At 57.1% G+C, this 22814-nt stretch carries 24 protein-coding genes; 19 read left to right on the forward strand and 5 right to left on the reverse strand.

All coding sequences use genetic code 11. The annotated features are described in order from the left end of the window. Positions 1 to 19 precede the first annotated feature (19 nt). The 4 genes from G7009_RS17760 to G7009_RS17775 form a co-directional block, all read right to left on the reverse strand. Positions 20 to 1018, reverse strand: coding sequence for a lambda-exonuclease family protein (locus G7009_RS17760; protein ID WP_060514635.1), 999 nt, complete (start codon positions 1016 to 1018; stop codon positions 20 to 22). Positions 1019 to 1224: 206 nt separating this feature from the next. Further along, complete coding sequence (locus G7009_RS17765; RefSeq protein ID WP_060514680.1) at positions 1225 to 1863, reverse strand: hypothetical protein; 639 nt, start codon at positions 1861 to 1863, stop codon at positions 1225 to 1227. Between the two features lie 1033 nt (positions 1864 to 2896). Beyond that, positions 2897 to 3421 (reverse strand): RDD family protein, encoded by a 525-nt coding sequence (locus tag G7009_RS17770; protein WP_060514636.1) that lies wholly within the window; start codon positions 3419 to 3421, stop codon positions 2897 to 2899. Between the two features lie 705 nt (positions 3422 to 4126). Continuing rightward, a complete protein-coding gene (locus G7009_RS17775) occupies positions 4127 to 5164 on the reverse strand; it encodes a ParM/StbA family protein (protein WP_060514638.1) in 1038 nt (345 codons plus the stop codon). A gap of 223 nt (positions 5165 to 5387) precedes the next feature. Here G7009_RS17775 and G7009_RS17780 point away from each other — a divergent pair, with 223 nt between their 5' ends. The 8 genes from G7009_RS17780 (at position 5388) to G7009_RS17815 (ending at position 13383) form a co-directional block, all read left to right on the forward strand. Then, positions 5388 to 5915 (forward strand): hypothetical protein, encoded by a 528-nt coding sequence (locus G7009_RS17780; protein ID WP_060514639.1) that lies wholly within the window; start codon positions 5388 to 5390, stop codon positions 5913 to 5915. A 2030-nt stretch (positions 5916 to 7945) separates the two neighbouring features. Continuing rightward, positions 7946 to 8233 (forward strand): hypothetical protein, encoded by a 288-nt coding sequence (locus G7009_RS17785; protein WP_060514640.1) that lies wholly within the window; start codon positions 7946 to 7948, stop codon positions 8231 to 8233. Positions 8234 to 8263: 30 nt separating this feature from the next. Further along, positions 8264 to 10135, forward strand: coding sequence for a UvrD-helicase domain-containing protein (locus G7009_RS17790; RefSeq protein WP_181131306.1), 1872 nt, complete (start codon positions 8264 to 8266; stop codon positions 10133 to 10135). A gap of 33 nt (positions 10136 to 10168) precedes the next feature. Further along, positions 10169 to 10570: a hypothetical protein gene (locus G7009_RS17795; protein WP_060514642.1), complete on the forward strand. Its 402-nt coding sequence runs from the start codon at positions 10169 to 10171 to the stop codon at positions 10568 to 10570. A gap of 356 nt (positions 10571 to 10926) precedes the next feature. Continuing rightward, positions 10927 to 11412, forward strand: coding sequence for a DUF2726 domain-containing protein (locus G7009_RS17800; RefSeq protein WP_060514643.1), 486 nt, complete (start codon positions 10927 to 10929; stop codon positions 11410 to 11412). 49 nt (positions 11413 to 11461) lie between these two features. Next, positions 11462 to 12130, forward strand: a complete 669-nt coding sequence (locus G7009_RS17805) for a hypothetical protein (protein ID WP_181131307.1) — start codon at positions 11462 to 11464, stop codon at positions 12128 to 12130. Beyond that, positions 12123 to 12785, forward strand: a complete 663-nt coding sequence (locus tag G7009_RS17810; RefSeq protein ID WP_060514646.1) for a hypothetical protein — start codon at positions 12123 to 12125, stop codon at positions 12783 to 12785. The genes G7009_RS17805 and G7009_RS17810 overlap by 8 nt, the downstream gene beginning before the upstream one ends. Beyond that, positions 12778 to 13383, forward strand: a complete 606-nt coding sequence (locus tag G7009_RS17815) for a hypothetical protein (RefSeq protein WP_181131308.1) — start codon at positions 12778 to 12780, stop codon at positions 13381 to 13383. The genes G7009_RS17810 and G7009_RS17815 overlap by 8 nt, the downstream gene beginning before the upstream one ends. Positions 13384 to 13960: 577 nt before the next feature. Here G7009_RS17815 and G7009_RS17820 read toward each other — a convergent pair. Then, positions 13961 to 15121 (reverse strand): hypothetical protein, encoded by a 1161-nt coding sequence (locus G7009_RS17820; protein ID WP_181131309.1) that lies wholly within the window; start codon positions 15119 to 15121, stop codon positions 13961 to 13963. A gap of 569 nt (positions 15122 to 15690) precedes the next feature. On the opposite strand from G7009_RS17820, the gene G7009_RS17825 reads away from it, so the two are divergent. The 11 genes from G7009_RS17825 to G7009_RS17875 all read left to right on the forward strand — a co-directional run bounded on the left by G7009_RS17825 (position 15691) and on the right by G7009_RS17875 (position 22719). After that, positions 15691 to 16581 (forward strand): hypothetical protein, encoded by an 891-nt coding sequence (locus G7009_RS17825; RefSeq protein WP_181131310.1) that lies wholly within the window; start codon positions 15691 to 15693, stop codon positions 16579 to 16581. A 254-nt stretch (positions 16582 to 16835) separates the two neighbouring features. Further along, positions 16836 to 17054 carry a hypothetical protein gene (locus G7009_RS17830; protein ID WP_060514650.1) on the forward strand — a complete coding sequence of 73 codons (219 nt, stop codon included), beginning with the start codon at positions 16836 to 16838 and terminating at the stop codon, positions 17052 to 17054. 191 nt (positions 17055 to 17245) lie between these two features. Beyond that, positions 17246 to 17563, forward strand: coding sequence for a hypothetical protein (locus G7009_RS17835; protein WP_181131311.1), 318 nt, complete (start codon positions 17246 to 17248; stop codon positions 17561 to 17563). Positions 17564 to 17839: 276 nt separating this feature from the next. Beyond that, the gene (locus G7009_RS17840) at positions 17840 to 19387 is read left to right on the forward strand and encodes a DNA cytosine methyltransferase (protein WP_181131312.1); all 1548 of its coding nucleotides are present in this window, start codon (positions 17840 to 17842) and stop codon (positions 19385 to 19387) included. 185 nt (positions 19388 to 19572) lie between these two features. Further along, on the forward strand, positions 19573 to 19914 hold the full coding sequence (locus tag G7009_RS17845) for a hypothetical protein (protein WP_060514653.1): 342 nt from the start codon (positions 19573 to 19575) through the stop codon (positions 19912 to 19914). 132 nt (positions 19915 to 20046) lie between these two features. Beyond that, positions 20047 to 20304 (forward strand): hypothetical protein, encoded by a 258-nt coding sequence (locus G7009_RS17850; protein ID WP_060514654.1) that lies wholly within the window; start codon positions 20047 to 20049, stop codon positions 20302 to 20304. 156 nt (positions 20305 to 20460) lie between these two features. Further along, positions 20461 to 20967 carry a hypothetical protein gene (locus tag G7009_RS17855; RefSeq protein WP_181131313.1) on the forward strand — a complete coding sequence of 169 codons (507 nt, stop codon included), beginning with the start codon at positions 20461 to 20463 and terminating at the stop codon, positions 20965 to 20967. Next, on the forward strand, positions 20954 to 21598 hold the full coding sequence (locus G7009_RS17860) for a hypothetical protein (protein ID WP_181131314.1): 645 nt from the start codon (positions 20954 to 20956) through the stop codon (positions 21596 to 21598). The genes G7009_RS17855 and G7009_RS17860 overlap by 14 nt, the downstream gene beginning before the upstream one ends. After that, positions 21595 to 22035, forward strand: coding sequence for a hypothetical protein (locus tag G7009_RS17865; protein ID WP_181131315.1), 441 nt, complete (start codon positions 21595 to 21597; stop codon positions 22033 to 22035). Before G7009_RS17860 ends, G7009_RS17865 begins: the two co-directional genes overlap by 4 nt. Positions 22036 to 22182: 147 nt before the next feature. Next, positions 22183 to 22416: a hypothetical protein gene (locus tag G7009_RS17870; RefSeq protein ID WP_060514660.1), complete on the forward strand. Its 234-nt coding sequence runs from the start codon at positions 22183 to 22185 to the stop codon at positions 22414 to 22416. A gap of 57 nt (positions 22417 to 22473) precedes the next feature. Then, a complete protein-coding gene (locus tag G7009_RS17875; RefSeq protein WP_060514661.1) occupies positions 22474 to 22719 on the forward strand; it encodes a hypothetical protein in 246 nt (81 codons plus the stop codon). Positions 22720 to 22814 lie beyond the last annotated feature (95 nt).

Genomic DNA, 22814 nt, shown 5'->3' on the forward strand with positions numbered 1-22814 from the left:
TTCCGGGGGATGTGTGGCGTTAAAAGACGAAGTCTTTCTTCAGGTTTCGTGTCGCTGGTTTAGGAGCTAGCTGTGCAGGTTGCACGGATGGGCCAGACTGAAGCAACTGTGCCGCAGGTAACGCGGGTTCTGACAGGCGGGGACCGAGCTGATCGCGAATTATCACGTTCTCTACAGCGGGTTTCCTGTAGGCATCGATTTGGCTTTCAGTCAGCTTAACGCCGTGTGCACTGAGCAACGCACGCCAGTCGACTTGCCCTTTACGAGTGGAGTGGAGGACAGATACGCCGTCGCATTCATGTCGTTTGCGACCTGGCGGCATCTGCGATAGTAAAACACCCCGTGCTGCTTCCTCCCGCGCTGTGGCTTCCTGTAATTGTTGGTTTGACTTCCGCCAGGCGGCCGCTGCGGCTTCCCATTCATCAGTACTCCATTTGCCTGTTTGAAGCCGGTGCCAGAAGTCGAGCTCACCCCTTAGGATTTGATCGATCCGCTTCTGGTTACGCATGACTTTGAGCAGCACGCCTTTAGACCCATCGAACGAGTAGTAGTGGGCGAAGCTGGCTTCGGCAACAAAGATCTGGTGCTGAACCTGGTCCACATACTCCGGTGGGACGATGCCCTTGAGCGCAAGCCCATGAGCTGTATCCCCTGGACATTTGACCTCGACCGGGATCCCAAGGAAAGGATTGAAGCCGTCTAGCGATGCCCGGATAAATGGTATCGAGTCACTCTCAGCAATGATGGGCGTTACCGTGGTACCGGTATGTTTCTCGTATGCAGCCCTTGCGATGGGTTCCAGCTGATGACCCCTGGCTCGAATTCGATCGACAAAAGGGTTCGGCGGCGGGGGAGGCCCGATCCCTAGCCTGAGTCTGAAAAGCTCATATGAACTGCGGAATTTTGACGTACCCATTATCTGGGGCGCCTCACTAGCACCGATTCCTTCACTACGCCATGCGTACCAGGCGGCGGAGTTTTGCTGAGCAGCTGGTCCCGTGATGATGCGCATTGCCATGGTGCGATCTCCTTTAAAAATGACCTGCACCGGAACGGTGGACGGCCTGATAACGGGAGATGCGTAACGTTCTTGCTGAAACTGGACGCCTTGGACTGGCGTGAATGGGAGGGCGGATGAAGGATGGGCTGTGGAGAAGGGGCTGGAGGAAGGGCGCTAACCGAGAAGGCCGGCTGCCTGGCAGCCGGCCGCATACGATAACGGCGTTACTCGCCAATCCTCATCGTTCGGGGAAGGCCCAGCATGGCGTTCTGCATACGCAGGTCATTCAGCGAAATCGAGGGGTCAGACGTAGCTGCAGCTGAACTGGCACAACCACGGCCGGTTAAGCAAACCGTGTGAATCACCAGGTTCGTACCGGCGAGTTTGTCGACGTTCTGGCCGTTGGTGGTCTGTGCAGCATCGGATGCTGCTGTTAGGCCTGAGGCGACGTTGTTCCCAACCATCCCAGAGTCGGTGCAATTGCTCAGCAGTGAGCAGGTCGCGAGGGATACAGCCAGAGAGGCACCCGTGGCCACAGCGTTGCCCACTGCAGTGTGAGCTTCCTTGTACTGTGAGGCAGGGCCCGCATAGACCTCACTGATTGTGTACGTGACCTTGGCATCCCCCGCGGTCTGGTTATAGCCAGCTTTCTTGAGGGCGTCATTCACAGATGCAGTCATGTCAGCCAATGCGGCGTTTTCGGTCACAGCCTTTACAGTCACGCCGGATACGAGGCGTCCGTTGATCTGAGCCGCCTGAACGCGTACAGGACCTTTTTCCACGGTGATAGGTTTCGCGGCACAACCAGATAAGCCCATGATGACGCTGGTGGCAGCTAATGCGGCGATTACTTTGTTGATCACGTGTGCCTCAGGAGTGGTCGATAACATGTAACTATAATACTGGCGGGCGAGCATGAAGGCTAGTGGCAAAATGCTCATATGAGAATTGGCACTATTGGATAACCATCTATGCAATGGATGAAGCAAGCCGCGACCGCCTCAAGCGCGGGCTGTAAGCGTAGGGTCATGTCACGATCGTAGATAGTCATGCTGCCGAGGGCTGGCAGGACTACATCCACCAGTAGGACGCGGGGACTTACAAGCCTGAAAGGAGTAGTTCAGTGTTCATGGTGGCCCCCGCCTTGACCAACGATCGGCCAGTCAAGGATCAGGTGGTATCGGAGTAGGTCTTTGGATGGTCAGACGTCACTGAAAGAGGGGCGGCGGGCAAAATCCCGACATCACCAGAGAGATCGCCACACGAGGGCGCGAACGGAAGATAAAAAAACTGGGCCTTTTGATATACAAAAGAGCCCAGTCCTGGTAACCACAGCTGCCGCGGCGCTGTAGGTGGAGAATCCACCGTTACCAAGACTGAGCTCACCTCTTTATCGCCATTAGGATAGTCGACAGCAGTACGACGTCCTGCTTGGCTAGCTTGCGAATCCCCACCAGTTGCACCTGGCTGCTATGTGAAGGACATGCGTCCGGGGAAGTCATTTGCGCTGCTCACGTAGTGGTGAGCGACCTGAGGGATAACCGCTTCGACCTAATCGTCCAGCTGTGTTGTCAGTTCCTAGGGAGAAGCCCGGACTCGACGAATTTGTCTGATCTCAAAGACTGGCGGTGCATCACCGAGTCGAGAACACAGAGGCAAACACAGGGGATGCATTAGGGAGCGGAGATATCAGGCGGTATGTGGGTAGTGCGCTAACCCGTTACCGTGTGGCTGACTACAAAGGAGGCTTCGCGACCTCGGACCTGACTGGCTTCTCCAGTGGGAGTATCCGTTAACTTTGCCTAAGGTGATGTTCAACATGGGCTGATAAACACGATTACCCTGGGCCAAAAAAAAACCGGCCCTAAGGCCGGTCATGCGTTTGTTGCCGAGTAGTCATGTGCCCCGTTTAGCTACGGTGGTGGAGGCCATGAGGTCGAAGATGAACTGGGATTTCACAGTGAAAACCGGAACTGAGACGAAGGCTGCAAGCACAACGACTAGCACGAGCGGATGCCCGATGCTGAGCAAAAGCAAGACGGACATGATTTTCAAAGTGGTGCGCAAGATGCATTGCCAGATGGACAGGTTGCCCTTGAGCGAGACTGTCCTGACACGGAACAACAGCTTGCCGGCGGTGGTGCCCCGCCAGAATCTGGTCAGTGTTGCCTCGTAGATCAACCACACCAAAGGCAACAGTACAAGGAAGTACGGTGCCAAGCTAAGCGCAGCGCCTTCTGTCCAGCTCAGGCCGGGAGTAGATACGTCGAAGGGACCTTCCGTATCGACATGGGCGGTATGAGCCATGACGAGAGCCAGTAGTGATAGCGATACTCCCAAAACCAGCGATACCAGGACAAAGTCGGTCATGGTTGCCGCTAAGCGCTGAGCCACATTCAGCAGTTTGGAGCCAATTTTCATCATTCACCTGATTTTTTTGTGGAGGGCTAGAACATGGTGCCCAACGCGTCGAGTGCTGCCTTTTGCGCGTTTGTAGGTTCGGCCGGTGTCGCATCTTGAGAGTCATGCGATGGGCTGGCCTCATCAAGGGCATCTGCGCTTGAGAGCATCTGAGGCTGTTGGTCGATGAGTGAGTCCTGAGCACCCATACCGTGGACAGGTGGTGTGGCGACAGGTACAGACTCTACGTGAACCTCGACAGCACCAGTGTGCAAAGGAGCACCTGTCTGGAGGGACACCGGCTCAGGTTGCAGGGAAGGGCGAACCTCCTCGACAACCAAGGCCGGCTCCATCGGTTCAGCGGGAGCTAGGGGCTCTGAGGGTGGCTCGACTGCAGGAGCTTTGACAGCCCCAGGTTTTGCGGTGATCTCTCGCTGCCGTGGTACCCGTTTTTTTCGAGTCGGTGGAGCTGCACTTTCACGCTTGGATTGGCGGCCCGTCGCAATCATTCCCCCCGGGCCAGCAAGAGCGTCATTCAGAGCTTGGTCTAGGGTGCCGGCCTCACTGTGGCTCAAAAACCACTGATAAAAGACACCCCTGATAAGAGGCGTGTCTTTACCGTATGGCAGTTCGGACATGAACTCCAGCAAACCTGGGCAAACGTCCTCTGGGATATTCAGATTTATTTTGCGCTCAGTTTCATTAGGGTCATATACACGAATTAACTTAGCCATTTACAGCAGACACCCTTTTGGCATTCGCGTTTACGATGCTCCGGATGATTTGTCCAAGGGCATAGCGAGCAAAACCGTCAGCAACAGCCCAGCGAGGATTTTTTACAAGAATGCTGTGTTGCCATACATCTTTGGCACGAGCATAGATCGCCTCGGCGCTACCACCCGCAACCAAAATCCCATTGAGCGACCGTGCATCATCGGAAAACAAAGAGTTACCTTTAGAGATAACTTCCTGAACCACGTGCTGCTGAGCTTCGGTCACCTGCTCTTGAATGTTTACCTCTTGGCCGTACTGGAAAAGAGATTTGGTGCTGAACGATTCCTCGCACTCCACCAGGCTTGCTTGAATCTCGCGCTTGCCCAAGATGCGGCGCAACTGCTCAGCCGCTGCACTCATCCCGGCACAAGAATCAGCGCCCCGTTCAATGTACTGACCCTCCCTCATCAAAAGGAAGTCAGTCGAGTAATGACCTCCCTCGATGACGCCATAGGATTTTGGCCTTCCGTTAGCACCATTGATCAAATTTTCAATGGGCATGCCCGACTGATCAAGGATGTAGTCGCAGTAAGCGCCCATTGGCTGAGGAAGTGCTTTCAACTCGACAGTTTTAGGGAGTGCTTTTCTAGTGCGCTCGACCAAGCTGTCCTTGCGAGAGCCGAACAACTTGGACGGTGTGCCGATGATGACAAATGCGTCATCAATTCCTTGAACGCCCTTGGCACGGAGCCTGGTAAAAGCCGACTGAATAAGCGCCAGGTATTCCGGGGTATCCGTCCAATTGTCGTTCAACCCAATAGAGGATGTGAGGTTGCCCTGGAGGCGAGCGGTATCGCCAGTGAAGTATGCCTTTCCATCGACAACCTCGGTCTCGGTCTGGGCGCGAGCCGCAGTCGTCGGGTCGGTGAGTTCGACGGCTGGAACCGCCAGAGTGGGGTACATGATCTCAGTTCGTTTGCCGTCGTGGTAAGCGACGACTTTAATGGCGCTACGACCCGCATCCAAACCGATTGCGACGCGACCTTTCATGAAATAAAACCTCTATAAACCAGTGACTTAGAAGGGTTGACGATGCGCACTGTGCAGTGTGCAGTGCATACAGTGCAGTGCGAAGTACCTACTGCGCTGTATGCACTGCTGGGAGTCTAAGATACATAACACGTATTGACAATACTGTATAAGCACAAAGAGAATTCGCCAGAATGCGCCCCTCGGCGCGGCTATACACAACCCCCCGGCGAACGCTTAAACAATGGCTATACACAACCCCCCCTCCATCGACGATTTCGAAGAGCTGCGGCGCAAAGGTAAGGAGTCGGTCGACACTGCCGTCGACTACCTAATTCGCATCGATCAGCTCCTGGTCCGCATGGGCGAATTGCTCTACGTCATGCAGCCGTTCCAGACGGGGCGCATAGGGATTGATTTCAACCTGCACCGGGGCCAATCGAGGCCTTTTGTCCGGGTCTACCGAAAGCTCAAGGCTGGCAAGGGGAAATGGATGTCCACGAACGTAAGTCACAAAGGGCTCACGAAGAGAGTGAAGCGAGCGCGAGAGTTCGAGCCCAATCACAAGCTGGTTCTGAGCCTGTGTGAAAGGGTTTCCAAACTCTTTGACCTCAGAGCCGAAATGCATGAGCGCGTGCGGAATATGAGCCATGGCGTAAAGCTAACGCTCAAGGCTAGGGAAGATGATCTGGCATCCCTTGAGGCTTTGGTGGGCAGCATGCTAGACCAGGTAGAAACAAAGTTTGAAGGAGAGCTCGACGTGGATGAGTAATCCTTAAACAAACTCGTGAAGGCCTTGTCGATCAACGTCGGCAGGGCCTTTTTTGTGGCTGAGCGAGACCAGAAACTATTCGGTGACAGGCCAAGTAGGAACCGGGCTATGAGCGAAGCGGACTAGAAGCAAATCGGTGTTATGCGATGTGTGACTCTGCGGCGTTGGCGAAGCTGACTAGAAGCTTACCGATGTTATGTGCAGTGTGACCACCGGCGTTGGCGCAGCTGACTAGAAGCGTACCGGTGTTATGCGTAGTGGAATCCCGCGGCTTTGGTAAAGCCGACCAGAAGCCTACCGGTGATTTTGTGAAGTATTATCCGAGCTCTTTCTGAGCGTAGTGTGATCAGGCCGCTGATAATTGCTTTTGCATACGGTGATGAGCTGACTTCTACTTGGGCCTGGCGGTGTTTGACTCGAACTGCCTCGCGCCCATTCCCTTAATCTAATTTAATTCTCTTCATTCATTTTCTCTTCTCCCGGTCGCACCATCAATCTCATTCTGGCGGCGGCACTTCATGTGGCTGAATCTCTTTTTCCGCTGCTCGTTGTGCCGGAATCTATTTTCCCGCTGCTCGTTGTGTCGCACCTCATTCTGCAAGCTTGGTTTGAGTTTCTGTTCATCGCGGCGGCGATTGTGCACCTGTCAGTTCCGTCTGTGCTGCTTTTGCCTCTGCGCCCGCCGGCTCCCTGCTGCTACCGAAGTTGGCTCATTCTTCCGCTGTAGATACTCTTTTCTCTTTTCTCTTCTTCATCTCCATTCTTTCACTGCGCCTTCTACGTCATCTGTTGCGCGTGAGAGCATGAGTAGTGGGCTCTTATTGTTCTCGCGCCAGTTCTAACTATTGAGTTGTGCCATCGCTAGTTTGGGGTTTCGGTCGTGCTGCTGTTGCATTGGCATTTCATTGTGCTGGCGATCGTTCTGCTGCCGCGGATTTGCGCTTTTTGCTACCGCCGGCAGCATAACCATTTGTGCCTGTTTCTCTGCGGCCGCGGCCGGCGCTCGACCACCAGCTCCCGGAGGCTGCGTCCAGCGAAACAGCTCACAGGCTGTCGGTGGCGACCCTAAGAAGGATCTGACAGGGGAGGAAAGCGACGGGCTGAGAAGGATACGACGGGGGTTACTGCGGTCAGCTGTGCAGGCGCTGGATGCTGGTCTTGGTCTTGGTCCTGGTCTGCAGCTGGCCACTGATGATCGGTAGCGGCCGGTGGTTGGTGCTGCTGGATCTGATGCGATGGTTTGCGATCCTTACCTTGCCCGGTGCTGCAGTTGGCCCTGGCCGGCAGATTGTGATGCCCGGCGGTCGGTGGCTGGCGGTGTGGGATCTGATACGGCGGCTTGCGATCCTTGACTTGCCCGATGCGCAGCTGGACCTGCCCGGCAGAGTGCGATGTCAGGCGTACGGTGGTGGGTGGAGTTACATCTGCGATGGCGGTGATCGATCCGGCTCGCAGCGTGTGATGCTTGGCTGGCGGTGGGTCGATATGAGATCTGCCTGGCGAGGGCGGACCCTGCTGCTTTGGTGCCGAGTGCGCCCGGGCTGGCCGGTATGGACGATAGGCTGGCGGTGGTCAGCACCTGGTGCCGGGTGGTGCCTCTTTAGCCTGGTCGGATTCGTCTCTGCTCAGGCTGCTTGGGACCGCTTTTCTCTGTTCTGTGTCCCGTGGGTGGGAAGCACTTCATCGCCTCCATTATTCTCAGCTCATTGCATGCATACGTGCCCATAGGCGATTTCGGCCCGGGCTCTATCTGCCCGCGAGCTCCTCCCTTTTGGTTGCTGGGCGATGTATCGGCGCCGATGGGGCCGGCTGTTATGGCTTCGCATGAGCATAAATGGTTGTGCTATGGATTCCCCGCTTTTATCTCCCCGCGGGCATAAATGGTTGTGCTGACGCCCAACGCTTTTCTCGCAGTAGAGCCATAAATGGTTGTGCCTGCATTTGTAACACGTAACTATAATTTGCCTTGCATCTATACAAATCTATAGGTATCGTTGAGTCATAAATGGTTGTGCCAAGGAGCTGCCGAGATGAACAAATCCTTTGTGCTGAAACAGGTTGGGAAGGGGGTCGGGTCGATCGCTCTGGCTGCGGCAGCTTGCCTGTTTGCTGCATACGTTCGACACGCCTTTGGTGGCTGGGCCTTCGCCGGCTCTTTGCTCTTGGTCATCGCAGCCAGTATCCCGATGGTCCTGTTCTTCAACCTGTTTGCTGACTCCAATACAAAGCGCAGCAAGAAGGTCCGGCTGATGGATCAGGAAGACCCTCACTGCATCTTCAATGACAGCCTCAACATGTTCCGCAAAGACGACGACTGATTCACCACTCACACCTCAAGGAGGCCGGCAATGGCCGCGAAAGCTTTCACCCCAAACAAAGACCAGGCTGTTGCTCTGGTCAGTACCGCCAAGCGCTTGCTGATCCGCGCCAAGGCCGGTGCTGGTAAGACCTCGCTGCTCATCGAGCACGCCCTGCGGTTCCCAACCCAGCGCCTGCTGTATGTCACCTTTGGCAAGGCCAACAAAGAAGACGCAGCTGCTCGCTTCCCTGACAACGTGACCACCAAGACCAGTCATGGGCTTGCTTGGGAAGTCGGTGGCCAGTTCAAGAAGGTTGGCAAGCAAGATGATCTCCACCCATCCCAGCTGGCGAAGCAGTACAAGATCCCAATGGCGTTTGCTCGCCACCTGTACGTCACCCTGCACAACTACATGGTTTCGGCAGACCGGGAGATCCTGGTAGCGCATGTGCCGGCACAGATCGTTGGCGATGACCGTCAGAAAGCTGCGGAGTGGGCGAAGCTTGTTTGGGAAGACCTGCAGCGCCTGCGCCAATGGTCTCGCGGGTGCGGCGAGAGCCAAGCCGAGCGTGCCGAGTTCCTGGAAACCACTCACCTGCGAATGCCGCATGATGGCTACCTGAAACTGTGGAGTCTGGGTGACCCTGACCTGAGCCACCGCTACGACCAGATCCTTCTGGACGAGTACCAAGACACCAATCCTGTCTTTGCTGCGGTCATCCTGCGCCAGAACTGCCCGCTGCGCTTGGCCGGTGACGACTTCCAGGCAATCTTCGGTTTCCGTGGTGCCTACAACACCTTCGAGCCGTCGCAGTTCAACCAGGTCGTATCGCTGAGTGAGAGCCACCGTTATGGCGCCGGCATCGCCGATCTGGCAACCATGCTCTTGCGTGAGTTCGCCGGCGAGCAGGATCCAGTGCGCAGCTCACGTCATGAGCTGACTACCCGCTTCGCCGTCGACCGCACCAAACCGTACGCAATCATCGGGCGCACCAATGCGAAGCTGTTCGCCAGTGCTGTCCAGTTGCTGGAAGGCCAGCGTCTTCACTTCGTGGGTGGCGTCAACGAGTACCCGTTCGACAAGCTCGTTGAAGTGCACCACCTGCGAGCCAACACGGGTGTCCGTCTGCGCGATCCTTTGCTCAGTGCGTTCCGCTCTCTCCAGGATCTGGAGGCTTATGCCAACGACACCGATGACAAAGAGATTCACGCCCTCATCAGTGTTGCCAAGCAGTACGGCGATCAAATCCCGAGCCTGGTACAGCGGATCAAGGATGCTTGCGTCAGCGACATCAACGACGCGACCGTCATTCTGTGTACTGCCCACCGCTCGAAAGGCTTGGAGTTCCCGCAGGTGGTTCTGCTGAGCGACTTCCTCAACCTGATCACCGATGCCGGCCTGCCGCTGGTGCTGGATACCCCTGAGCTGCGCCAAGAGCTCCACCTGCTGTACGTGGCGCTGACCCGTGCGATGGAATCCATTGAGGTGAATGAGCAGATCCAGGCAGTTTTGCGTTACTGCGAGACCGCTGGGGTGGTGGGTGAAGCGGTGGTACCTGTCGCGAAGCACACCGAACAAGTGGGGGGCCTATCGCTGGTTGTGAGTCCTGAACAAGAGGCCGAGACCTTTGCTGCGATCACCGGCGTGGGGGCGCTTTCCAAAGTGGCTGAGCTGGTCGGTGCCGATGCTGCCCTGCTGTTCGAGGGCGATGAGGTTGAGTCGCGCATCGAGCTGGCCATCCTGCGTCATGCGGCCCTTACTGCGGTGGCGATCGCAGGCGTAGTGGGTGTCTCCGTATCCCAGGCGGCCGATACCGTTGCCTCGATGGTGCGTCAGGGTCGCCTGCATGGTGGCCTGTTCATCAGTTGCCCAGATATCACCGGGCGCCTGGTCAGTGACCTGCACCTGGAAGTGGCCTGATGCACTACCTACTGATCGTTGCAGGGGGCGGACATGGCTGACGATTTCATCCGGATCTTTTACCGCCGGGAAGCGGGAGGAAAATCCAAGAAATCATCCGTTTCCATTGACCCGCTGATGTTCGAGATCTTCGTCAAGATCAAGGGGAGCATCGGCGAGGCACGGGACACCCTGAGGGAGTGGGCGAAGGCTGCGGATACCGAGCGCACCGACGCGAACTACCGCATGGGGAACTCTCGCATTGTGCAGCAGCGGATGTCTCAGGAAATCCTGGACATGGTCAATGAGGGCATGGCCGCTCGGGCGGTGAAGGAGGCGGAAGCCGCGGGCGACGGGAAAGGCCGGGGTTCTCGACGTGGCAAGCGGGTTGTGAGTGTCGAGCCCTCGCATCAGCTGCCGGCGGTCACCGGACACCTTTTGGAAGACCACGGATAGCGGCTTCGCTGGCGCTCATGAACGTGCCTGGCGGGCAGGCTTCAAATGGTTCGTTTGTATGATTGGTCAAGTCGGCGCGCATGAATGCAGGCAGGTGACTTGCTTCGGATACAGGAGGTCAGGAGGGAGGTGGTGCACGACACGAGAGTGTCGCCAGGAGGGATTGAATCACCCTAACGGTTTCACGCCCAACGAGCAATACCCAGGGCAGGTTTGCTGAAGGAACGGGGCGGAGGTGCTCCTCCCGGCTTGGATGCGTAATTAGATTTACTTGACCAACATCACAGGCGGACTACTCGCCATTTTTTAACCAGCAAGCGTATTGGTACGCGTAAAGAATCTAATCAGGAGGAAAGATGTCAATTTTCAATGGCCTGGACGGGTTGGGTGTCCCGATCTTGGTGGTCTGCGCCATGGGGTATGTCGCCCTCAAGATGCTGAAGGGGCGCAAAGGCTACTCAACCAAGCACTACCAGTGCATCCCCCTGCTCACCGAGCGCGAGCAGGACTTTTTCTGGCGACTCAGGGAGGCAGTTGGCAACGACCTGGTCATCGCTCCCCAGGTCGTGTTCGGTGCCTTCATCAAGGTGAAGGCCACCGCCATGACCGACAAGAACCACGCACGGCATGTGGTGGCCCACAACCGCTGCGACTTCCTGCTCTGCGACAAGAAGCTCAAGCCGGTGGCGCTGGTCGAGGTCGACGACTCCACGCACAACAGCTCGAAGGCCAAGGCAAAGGACCGTCGTCGTGACGAACTGATGAGGGCCGTGGGGGTTTCCGTGCATCGGTACCGCGCAATGCCGTCGGCCCGAGAGATCCGCAGGGACCTAAAGCTTTAGAGCTCAGGACCATTCCATACCCGGAATTCGAACACAGTAGGTGAGCAATATGAGTGACTTCGATTCATCCAGCGAATACCTCGCTCGCGCAGCAGATTCGGCCGGCGAGGGGAGGCTGACATTCAGGTCGGTGTTCCTTGGATTGGTGGTGTTGTACGTCGTGATTGCGGCAGTCAGCATAGGCGTTCTGATCTTCAAGGTGCCCGTGAGTGCTGAGGAGCTTCAGCATGCAACCTGGTTGGTCTTCTCCCCACCCATTTACACCGCGATCTTCGGCGCATTGTCCGGCTTGTGGCTCCTGCTCTATATGCAAATGATCAGGCCGATGACCCTCGGCCTGGGCGTACTCATGGTCAGCTTTGTTGCGGGCGTTTCATCTTCTCCAAGCGTCTCCTTCCGCAGCGCCGTACTGGCGGGGGAAGCGAAAATTGGCTGTTACGAGTACGCCAACCATACCTGCAGCGACATTCAGGGCCTGTCCAGCAGTCCAGCCAGCCTTCATCAGTCAGGTCGAGCGGCTCGACATCTAATCATCCCCGTCGAGGTGATGGCATTCCTTCGAGCGCCATTCGATGTGTTCAGAGCGGATCGACTCAACCACATGCTCGATAGGCAGCGCCTGGAACTGGCAGAAGAGATCCACAAGGGTTTGATGAACCAGTCCTACACCCTCCCTACACCCCTAACTACACACCAAACAGGTGAGCATCATGAGTGACCACGTTTCTTCCAATGACCAATTCGAATCCGCACCCGCACCTGGTAAGGCCGGCAATGGGGCCCTGGTAGTCGTGGGAGTGTTCCTTGCCGTGTTTGTGCTGTACACCGTACTTGCTGTCATCAGCACCGCCGTTCTGAACTTCAAGGCTCCTGTCAGCCCCGAGGATCTGAGGTATGCCTCTTGGCTGGTGAATCCGCCAACCATCTCGTTCATCGCATCCAGTGCCAGCGTCTTCGCGTTCGTCATTGGAGCCTTCCGCGTTTTTGTGGGCAGCGCCTTCGGCCTGGTACTGATCATTGCCGGGAGTGTGAGCGCCACCACTATCTTCCCGAGTGTCTCGTTCCGCAGCGCTGTTCTGGCGGGTGAGGCGAAGGTGGGTTGTTACGACTACACCAGCCGTGTCTGTACCGAGATGCTGGGGCTGCCTAACAGCACTGGTTCCAACCAGGCTAGCAAGATCGAGGGCAAGACCTCGGCGCCGATCGAGTTGCTAGCTTTCGTTCGAGCTCCCTTCGATGTGTTTAAAGCGGATCGACTTAACCAGATGCTTGATGAGCAGCGGCTTGTGCTGAAAGAACATCATCCGCATGGACTTGAAGCTGCAGCCCAGCCTTCCTCGAACACCAACCAGGCAGGTGAGCGTCATGAGTGACCACGACTCTTCCAATGACTACTTCGATCCAACACCGGGTAACGCCGGCGAGGGATCACTGATCTTCGCCAGTCTCTTCATGGCCGCGGTGGTTGTGTACGTCGTATTTGCGGCAATCAGTACCGCCGTCCTTAACTTCAAGGCTCCTGTGAGCGCCGAGGACCTGCACAACGCTTCCTGGTTGGTTGTTCCGCCATCGCTGTCGTTCATCTGCGCATTTTTCAGCTTCATGTGCATCATGGGGGGCGCCCTGCAAGCCTTCAGAGGCAGCGCGCTGGGCCTGATTCTCATCATGATTGGTGTGATTGGTATTCCCACCATCTTCCCCAGTGTCTCGTTTCGCAGCGCCGTACTGGCCAGTGAGGCGAAGGTCGGCTGCTACGACTACACGAGCAGCGGCTGCACCAAGATGCTTGGCCTGCCCAGCAGTTCGACGACTGATCAGCCGAGCAAGGTCGAACGCAAGACATCGGCACCGATCGAGGTGATGGCTTTCCTGCGGGCACCTTTCGATGTGTTCAAAGCGGATCAGCTCAACCAGATGCTCAATGCTCAGCGCTTGGAGCTGAAGAAGCAACTGGACGCCTACGCCGAGTAGTCAGCGATGGGGTGGCCGGCGCCGGCCTCCCCGAATGAACCTGGCATAGCTGTGGTGGTTTTCGTCAGGGGTTTCGCCGCCCTAGCGGTGCTCATGCTGGGCTTTTTGATTTCGGGCGCTGCGTGTGAGCAGTACTTCGCGCTAGATGCGGCTGCGGTGATGGGAGCGATAGGCTTGCCCTTCCTCATGCTTGGGATCGGCGTGCTGATCTTCAACCCAGCTCACTGACACCCGCGCAATCCTCAAAGCCCGCCATTGGCGGGCTTTGTCGTTAAAGTCCTCCGCACGGTTTAATGGACTTGACGCGCAGCCCAGATGTTGGGGCTGGACTTAGAGAATTAAAACTGTCGCAACATATAGCTCGATCAGTTGTAGTCACCCGCCCGCGCCGCCGCACCCCGGACTCTACTCAGGCTCAAATCGAGTGACGCAGGTTGGTCACTGCCGGCGCCCTACTGAAGGCTGCCTGTTAGCTCACTGGTTATGGTCGCTGGTGGGGTGATGCTCGCTTTGCTGCTGGTAGTCAAGGTATTTCAGTCACCGGCGAGCAAAGCCCCAGTCGCTTACATTCTGTGGATCAGTGCTGTGTGTCGGGGGTTTCAGGGTTGCCGACAACATAGATGTGGCCTGTTAAATCATCCGCGGAGCTAGCGCCGATTAATTGCGGTTTTATCCATTTCCGTTTGATAAGACTGTTGGCTTGACCGTGGTGTTGGCGTCGCCAGTGGCCCCGCCGCCAATGAGCGCGACGGTGGCCTCCGTGCGCAGCTGTATTAGAGGATGAGAATTCTCGGCCAAGTAGGTATACCGCCGTATAGCCCTCGGACAGCAATTTTGATTTCAACTTCTCACGTTGTCTTGGGTTGGACTGCTCCCAACGTACCGTGTAGTCAGTTGGGGCGTCTCGACCTGGCTCTAGACGCCGCTGAGTACCAAGCGACTCCAGGTAGAACAAGACATTCACGATCAAACTTGAGGCCTGCTTTAAGATTTCTCCGCAGTCATTGATTTCAGCACGCCGATGAGCGTTTAGCGCTTTAGCTGACTCGGAGTCATCGAGTTGATCTAAAAAGTTGCTGGCGCGACGGGCGATAGCATGCTCAATGGCCAGCGCCACCGGCATAGCCTGCTCCTCCGGTGTGAAATCCATAAAGTAGCCCGGCGACATCACACCTTCACCACCCTTCTTGCACGTCGAGAACCCGAGTTTCAAACGCACGTTGCCTTGTTCATCGTATGGGGTCATTGCAACGAAAGCACCATCTAGATACTCAAAATCTTCTCCCCAAGGGAGACGGATAGCATCCCGCTTGCCGAAATGAACAAAGAACGCCTCATAAGGTGGGTGCCAACCTTCGAGCGTACAGTCGCCGAAATCCGTTTGCTCCAGCATCTCGACCACTTCATCTGTAAGGTCGAATATCTGGCGTCCGCAATTGAAGAACTGAGCGGCAAGCGGCACCCAATGACGCATCTCCGCCATCTTTGCACCGATTGCGCACGCCAAATGGCCACGTTCAGCCGAGCCTGGGAATTCCTGCCTAAGCTGCTCCATCCCAACCCGCAAGGCCGGCTCAACTAGCTCATCTTGAATTTTATCCATTAGGTGGTACGCAATGCGCCCATCCTTTAGAACGCAGCTGGCGCGAGCAGCTTCCACCGCAAAGATCCACCAGATCTCTTTCTGATAGCGCACAGGAGCATAGGGCGAGAACTTCAGGCGGTCGGTGACGTTCATAGCGGTCTTCTTGAATAAATAGGGAGGAGACAGCGAAGGACCTCTGATCCAACGCTGCTACACGCCAGTGGTGCTATCTATGCAAGCTGTTTTGCCAGTTCTTAAGGATAGTCTGCGCTGCCACTTTTTGCGGATTTAGCTAAGAGAAATCAGATCATAGTACCAAGCTAAGCACCTGCAGGGCTTAGGCAGTAAGAGCAGGAACACTTTCGACGCTCATCATCAGAGAATTAAAACTGTCGCAGAGCTGCGCGTGGGGGGGCCTGGCACCTGGTGTCTTTCCGTGAGACGTGGCCATCGCGCCGGTGGCCATAGGGAGTTACGCCGGCCGCGAGCTTAACCGCTGATCAGCTACGGGTTGCGCACGTCGTGACCAAGGTCTCCCGCGACAGCTTTGAATAGCCTGCGACAGTTTTTAATGTCTAAAACCAGGGCCACGCTGATCACCATCTTGCCAAGTATAGATACGTGTTCGGAATCCAATTGCCATTATCATGTGAGTTCGAAGGACGGCCCTCGGTATCCCAGGGTCTCATGAAGCGATCCTCAGCGGATCCAGGGGAGGGGGCATGGCCAAACAAGATGAGATGACGAATCGATCCATCGCGATCCTGATCAATCTGTCTGCGGGCTTGGACGAAGCCGGCATCGAGTGCGGCGATGAGCGCGTGCCGCTCACTGCAAACTTGCGTTTGGCCGCGGCCGCCGGAGCTGCCTCGTTGTCCCAGCGAGCCAAGCGGTCGACGCCGTTCTCGAACCAGACGAGTAGTCCGCATGTGAAGTTGGTCAAGACCGCCGCTAATTGGCTCGACCAGCTCAAAGTGGTCAAAGGGTTCCACGGGGACGTCTCAGCCGCTGAGTTTCTCGGTGTCAGCCAGACTCAGTTCTCCCGCTGGCGTACCGGCAAGGACCTTTTGGACAACTACCACGCCTGGCAGATCGCAGCAGCGTTGAATGTGAACCCAATGGTGGTGATCGGCAGCGTTGGTTTCCACCACTCACGCGACACTGATCGCACCAGGTGGTTGTCCATGCTCTCAACGGTCCTTGATTCGGAACTCCCTGCGGTACCTGCGCAGACGCCGCCAGCGCCAGCCCGGGCAGCTGAGCAGTTCCAGCAGCAGACTCCTGCTCCTAGCAGTACCGGGGGGAACGCTGAGTCGACCGCCCAGGGCAGCAAATGGACAGACGAGGAAGATCAGCGGCTTGTTGCGGGCTACCGTGACGGTTCCGCGATCGACGCCCTGGCCACGGCTCACAGGCGCACGCCCAAGGCCATTTTGCTGCGGCTCAGCAATATGCACCGGTTGATACCGGCCGAGCAGCTTGCGAGCTTGTGCGAGCTCTACGGCGTGAACCTGAGCAGTCCTGGTAACGGCCGCAAGACCGAACAGAAAAAGGGCTCCCAGCGGCAGAGAAGGGGAAAGGCCAAGGAACATGCCCCTACGGTGTTCCTTTGAGCGATCAGGTACCTGACTGGTCAGCTGCTGGCGCTAGGAGTACAGATGTACTCCTTTCGTGCAGGCGGCAGTTTGGGCAGGCCTGCCAGCTTCTGACTTGACCAAATGTGCCATACGAATCACCAGGCACTAACGATGGCACATTTCGGATGGCGCCAGCCCAGTGTTTCCGGGCACGGATTGAAGGTTCGGCAACAGGCACTAGCGATGGCACATTTCGGCGCCATCGGTACAACCGGCAATTGAGGTGTTCTATGAGTACAACCCAACTCCCTGAAGCATCACCCCGGCGAACGCTGCTGCAGCGGATTTTCGGCGCTGGACTGGGGCAGAACCTAATCTCGGTCTGGGTGACTGAGATCGGCAACTACGCCTTTGGCCAGGTGGTCACCGAGACGAAGGTGAAACTCGGTCGATACACGGTGCTGCATTGGAAGACGTACAGAACCCCTGATCTTGATCGAGAAGAATAGGGGGCAGCGGTAAAGCTAGTCGCTGATTGGTACTGGGGATCCCCCCCTCTTGTTCAGTGTGCCTTGCTGGTTTGGGCTTCGTTATCTGCAGGTGTTTCCCATAACGAGTTGACCAGTGAACGCGATAGCGCTGTTGGCCTCGCACCGATTCAATCCTGCTGCTGGCAGAAGCCAGCCAACGGAGATCATGGATGTGCACACCCAACGAACAGGCTTCACGCAGATTGATGGCCAGCTCAATCGAGCTGATCACCGACCGGGACGAGAAGTTCTCTGCTGTCGTAACCAGCATGGGCAGCTATGGCAACAGGTCTTTCCAGGAGGCCTTCAAAGTGCAGTACCCCGAGGACTGGGCGACGATCGAGCGAAGCTACTCCTTGCCCGGGCTCCATTACGGGGAGGTGGGGCGGTGTGTCGATGGGAAATGGACCATGGTTGCGATTGAGCCTTCACCCTTCGCACTGCTGGACGCGCAGTACTGCGACTACCTGCGGAACCCGCCCTTTTAGGTATCGGATGGAATGCTCTGCACTCTGGCCTGGCACGCTGCCCGGCCGCATGAACGCTACACCCACTCCGGCCATGCTTGGCCGGAGTTTTTTAGGCCCAGCAGAAGGGGCGGCCGGCTCGCCCGACGCCGGGAGTCAGCAAAATAAATTGTCGTATAGTTTAATTAATCATTGATGAAGGTTGTCCTATAGTTTAATTTCGGTGTCCTGTAAGTACACAAACCAGGGGAATCGATCCACCTGGCGGGCGCCACACAACTCTTCTAGGACGGCTGCATGCTGATCAAAAAAATCCTCACTCACTTCCACTTCTGCTGCGGCTTGGGCGGTGGTGCCAAAGGCTTCAACCAGGCGAAGCCCATCGTCGGCAACATGCAGGCTGAATGGGAGTGCCTGGGAGGCGTCGACGTTGATCCGGCCGGCCTTGCAGACTTCAAGCGTTTGACCGGTGTTGAGGGCACGCAGTTGGATCTCTTCACTCGCGAGCAGTACATCAGGTTTCACGGCAAGGAGCCGCCAGCCGGATGGAAGGAAGCAACGCCAGATGACATCCGCCGTGCCGCCCAGAACCGCCGGCCCGATACCGTCTTCATCAGCTCCCCATGCAAGGGCGCCAGCGGGTTGTTGTCCGAGAAGATGAGCGCCACCCCCAAGTACCAGGCCTTGAACGAGCTCACCCTGCGTTGCATCTGGCTGATGGCGGAGACCTGGCGCGATGATCCGGTGCCGATGCTGGTATTCGAGAACGTCCCGCGTCTGGCCAACCGCGGCCGGCACCTGCTGGACCAGATTGGCGCCTTGCTAAGCCACTATGGGTACGCTGTCGCCGAAACCACCCATGACTGCGGGGTGATTGGCGGCTTGGCTCAAAGCCGTAAGCGATTCCTGTTGGTGGCTCGCCATGTCGAGAAGGTCCCGCCATTCCTCTACGAACCAGAGAAAAAGAGCCTGCGCTCTGTAGGCGACATCCTCAGCCGCATGCCTCTTGCCGGCGACATCGAGCGAGCCGGACCAATGCACCGGGTGCCAGCTCTGCAATGGAAAACCTGGGTCCGCCTGGCATTGGTCGAGGCGGGGAAAGACTGGCGCAGTCTCAATAACCTGGCGATACAAGATGGATATCTGCGCGACCTGGTCATCGTCCCAGGGTATCGGGCGGGATACATGGGAGTGCATGGCTGGAACGAAAGTATGAGCACGGTGGCTGGACGATCGAACCCAACAAACGGGGCGTTCTCGGTGGCAGACCCGCGTGCCCGGGCCGGCGCCCTGCAGTATCAGCAGTACGGTGTTCGCCGGTGGCAAGACACCAGCGGCGCCATCATTGGCGTCAAGAGCCCAGGGCAAGGCACATTCAGTGTCGCTGATCCCCGAGCGGCGAAGATGCGCACAAATGGCGAACCCTATCTGCCTGGCGGGCACTACGGCGTGGTACCGGTGCAGGGCGCCGCGGGCAGTCAGCATGACGACGGGCGGTGGGACGTTGCCGACACCCATCTCCCAGGCGCTGACGAGAAGCTCACCTGCGTCATCGAGTCGCTCGACGGGACCTGGCACCGGCCATTCACGACCTTGGAGCTGGCGGCGATCCAGAGCCTTTTTGAGCCAGAGGAGCAACTGGAATTGGACGGGTTGAGCGATCAGGCCTGGCGCGAACGGATTGGCAACGCAGTTCCCCCGAAGGCAGCTGAAGCGATCGGCCATGTTATGGGCACCACTTTGCTGCTGGCCGCCCAAGGCGAGACTTTCATGCTGAGCAGCATGCCCATCTGGGTCCGGCCAGTCGCGGTAGGCCTGAGCGTATCTCAGCTGGCGACACAATGATCATGATCGGCCCACGGCACCGGCTAATCCGCGGGTTAGGCGCCAGCGGAGCGGTGCACACTTGGCTGTAGACACTTTCGAGACCGCCGATACAGTGCTGCCACTGATTGGCAAAAACGATGCTGGGTTCGCCTGGCATCTTCACCACGACGTGAAGATCACGTCATCACGATGAGATGTAGAAAATGGATGACAGAAACAACGGCCTTCTGATTGAAGGCTTCGTGCAGGGTTCCTATGACCGCATGTTCGGTGCCGGCAAGGTGGAGGCTCGCCACAACCCGCTCACCAGCTGGTCTCAGGCAACCCTCTCCAATAGTGAACACAACTTCCAGGACACGCACCGCGAGGTAAAGCGTACCTTCGAAGGCTTGCAGCACACGCTCTACAAGGAAGGTGGTAACGATGAACTGCTGACCGATCTGTCTGCAGTCCAGGACCGACTGACCAGCGCTACGACCGTCGACGAACTGGGCACCGCGATCATCGAGTCGCGGCCAGTGCTTGACCAGGCGTTTAACCAGTAAGGCAGGCGCTTGAAGCCCTGGACAGCGTTCAGGGCTTCTCACTGATCGGTGCACGCATGAGCCGTCTCACATGCTTGGCCGAAGGCGTCGCGACGGAAGCACTTCGTCCACGAGGTAAAATAGGAATCCCTAATGGCAACCTTGAACATCCCAGCTGATAAAGCCCACTCCGCGCTCGAACACCTTGCCGACCATTTGCAGAGTGGTCGAAGCGATCCCGCTACCCGCATTGCTGCAGCAAGAGCGCTTGGCATCGCAGGCGGTGCAGAGGCGCTGGAAGCGCTGATGACTTTTCTCCGTGTAAACGGCATGGCACCGACCGAAGTTAGGTCAGCTGCAATGTTGGCAGTCGGCCAAGTGCTTAGCACAGCGGGTAAATCGGGGGGATGAGCTGAGGGGGCCGAGTTGCCCACTGTCTTGACTTCCTCTGGTCGCAGGCGAATACGAAATTTCCCGAAAATAGTTGTCGCATAGTTCAATCTTTGTTGATTTAGATTGTCCTATAGTTTAATGTTGTGGCTCAGTCATTCAACGGACCCGCTGGCCATGAGCCGCTTCAAATTCCTCGGAATCAACGACGACAAATCTCACTGTGAATGTTGCGGCAAGCAGGGTCTCAAGCGCGTGGTTTGGATTGAGGACTGCGAGACCAACGAGATTCGCCACTTCGGCACTACCTGCGCCATGGCGCCGGTAAAGGGGTTCACGCTCGACCTTGAGATCAAGGCGGAAATGCGTCGGCTGGATGAGGTGCAAAAGTCTCGCTTTGCCCGGGCGTACCAATCGTACCGGCAAAAGGGTGGACGTTGTGTGGCCAACCCGGCCAAGCCTGGATACTTCATGTACGCAGATCCAGATCTTTGGAAGGACTGCCTAGCGGCGGCATCGCGCCCCCGTTTCGGACGTGTAGGTCGCCTACGTGCGCATCACCGCACGCTATGCCCAGTCTCCGAGCTGGGCCGAGCCCATAGAAAGACAATCATCAATGACCTGCTGGCGCAGTTGCCGCCAGAGGCCGCACGCCTGCAGGAGGCAAAGCATGAGCATCACTAAGATCACCGAATGCCGCGAGTGCGGTAGCAAGTCCCTGACTTGGCAGACGCACAACAAGAACATCAGCGATGCACAGCACGGCCGTCTGCGCACGAGCGACATTCGTTGCCAGCTGATTTTGGGCTGTGATCAGTGCTCGGAAACCCTGGCCATCATGAGCGCCGACCAGGTAGCTGTATGGCTCACAGAACAAGGACAGGAGCTGGCTGCTCAGCACCAGGGCAGCGATGCCATCCCAACGGCCGCCAGTGCTGGCGAGGTTGAAGAGTCGCTGCTGTGGCTTGACGACTTTGTTGCGCGCTGCAATGGGGATGATCGCGGCTCCTGCGCTGCTGTCGAGACCCTGCGCACTGCCCTGGCCGCCAAGGTGCAGGCCAAGAAGATCAGCGCCGTTGCCTTGCGTGAGGCGATGGAGAACCTGGCGATCAGCGCTTCCGTGGCCGACCTCCCAGCCTTCTTCCTGCCTGCGTCAGTGCGCCAGCAGCCGCTCGTGATGCTGGGCGGTGTGTGCGTGCGTGTTACTTACTCCGGACTCAAGTGGTACCACGAGCAGCTGGTGGATGACCGCTGGGAAGCGCTGGCCGTGGACGAATTCGAATCGCTGTTGGTGGAGGCCCTGGCGAAGGCATGAAACAGATCACACCTGCAGAAAATCTCGTTGTCGGGTCTACGCCGTTCCCCGGTGGTCCAGGCTATGAGGGTCCGTTGACCCTAACGTCTGTCGATGATGTCCGAGGCCTGTTTGAAGGGCTCTGTGCCGTCGTCTCTATCCTTGAGCTTGGCGCTGCCGCCAATGCCGCTTTCGCGGTCACTCCATCTGTCCTGGAGCTACTCAAGCATGTATGTGGCGACGATCCGCGCTTTGCTCGGGTCTCTTGTAACCTGAATGTCGTGGATCGCCTGGACATGATCGATTGCAGCATTTACCGCACCAAAGTACCAGCGCCAACCAAAATGGGATTAAGAGAAGTGATGAGCGTACGCATACTTGGCGTTCCGCTTGTGGTGGTGCTTACCGTGGTGGCAGGTGCATTTGGGGGGCTGATCGGCCATGTACTGACCGGCTGATCATGGGGCGCTGGCCAGCACTGTTGGTTCGAGCTGGCGCCAGCAATGCATCTGTAAATAGGCACATGTGCCTACCGCCGCACTCGCCGCATGCTAGGCACATGTGCCTAGCACCCAGGCCCGCTCATCAAGATGGAGAGCCTACACATGGCCCCGACTCCCCGCAAACCCCGTAATAAACCAACTCAGCTGCAGACCGGTATTCTCCTCGCTGCTGCCGATCTCTCGCGTTACATCTACGACAGAGGCGATGCTGCTGCGTTGCTGAAGCGGCAGGGCTTAGACGATGCAAACTGCTCTGCCCTGGATGAGATGGACAAGGAAGAGTTGCGGATCCTGCGCGATGACTATGGGCTCGCCAGTCTACGTGGCCTGGATTGAATACCTCTCTCACTCTGAAACATGCATCACCACTTCACCAGTTCGAGGACGCCACATATGGCGCAGTACGACACCGAGCGAGGTTGCCCAAAATGCGGTGGCCACGAGGGATACCAGTTCGACCTGGTTGAAAAGCACATCATGGGCGCCGGATGGGGCGAGCCCCCCGTGTCTATCGACAGCGGAATCATCGTGAGCCGAAGCCTGGTCAAGTGCATCGAATGCGGCCATCGGTTCCGCCTGGACACATTGCGTACCCTTGGCGCCATTGGCGGAGAGGTGGATGAGGGCGAAGGGGAATAGCCTCGAACGACGTCACAAGTCTCAACGTGCCCAACCTTCACCTGCAGCTTCAGTCATGGGCATCCCTGCCGATACTTTGTGCTCCTACATCATTT

The sequence above is a fragment of the Pseudomonas capeferrum genome (genome assembly GCF_013523055.1).
Taxonomy (GTDB): Bacteria; Pseudomonadota; Gammaproteobacteria; order Pseudomonadales; family Pseudomonadaceae; genus Aquipseudomonas; species Aquipseudomonas capeferrum_A.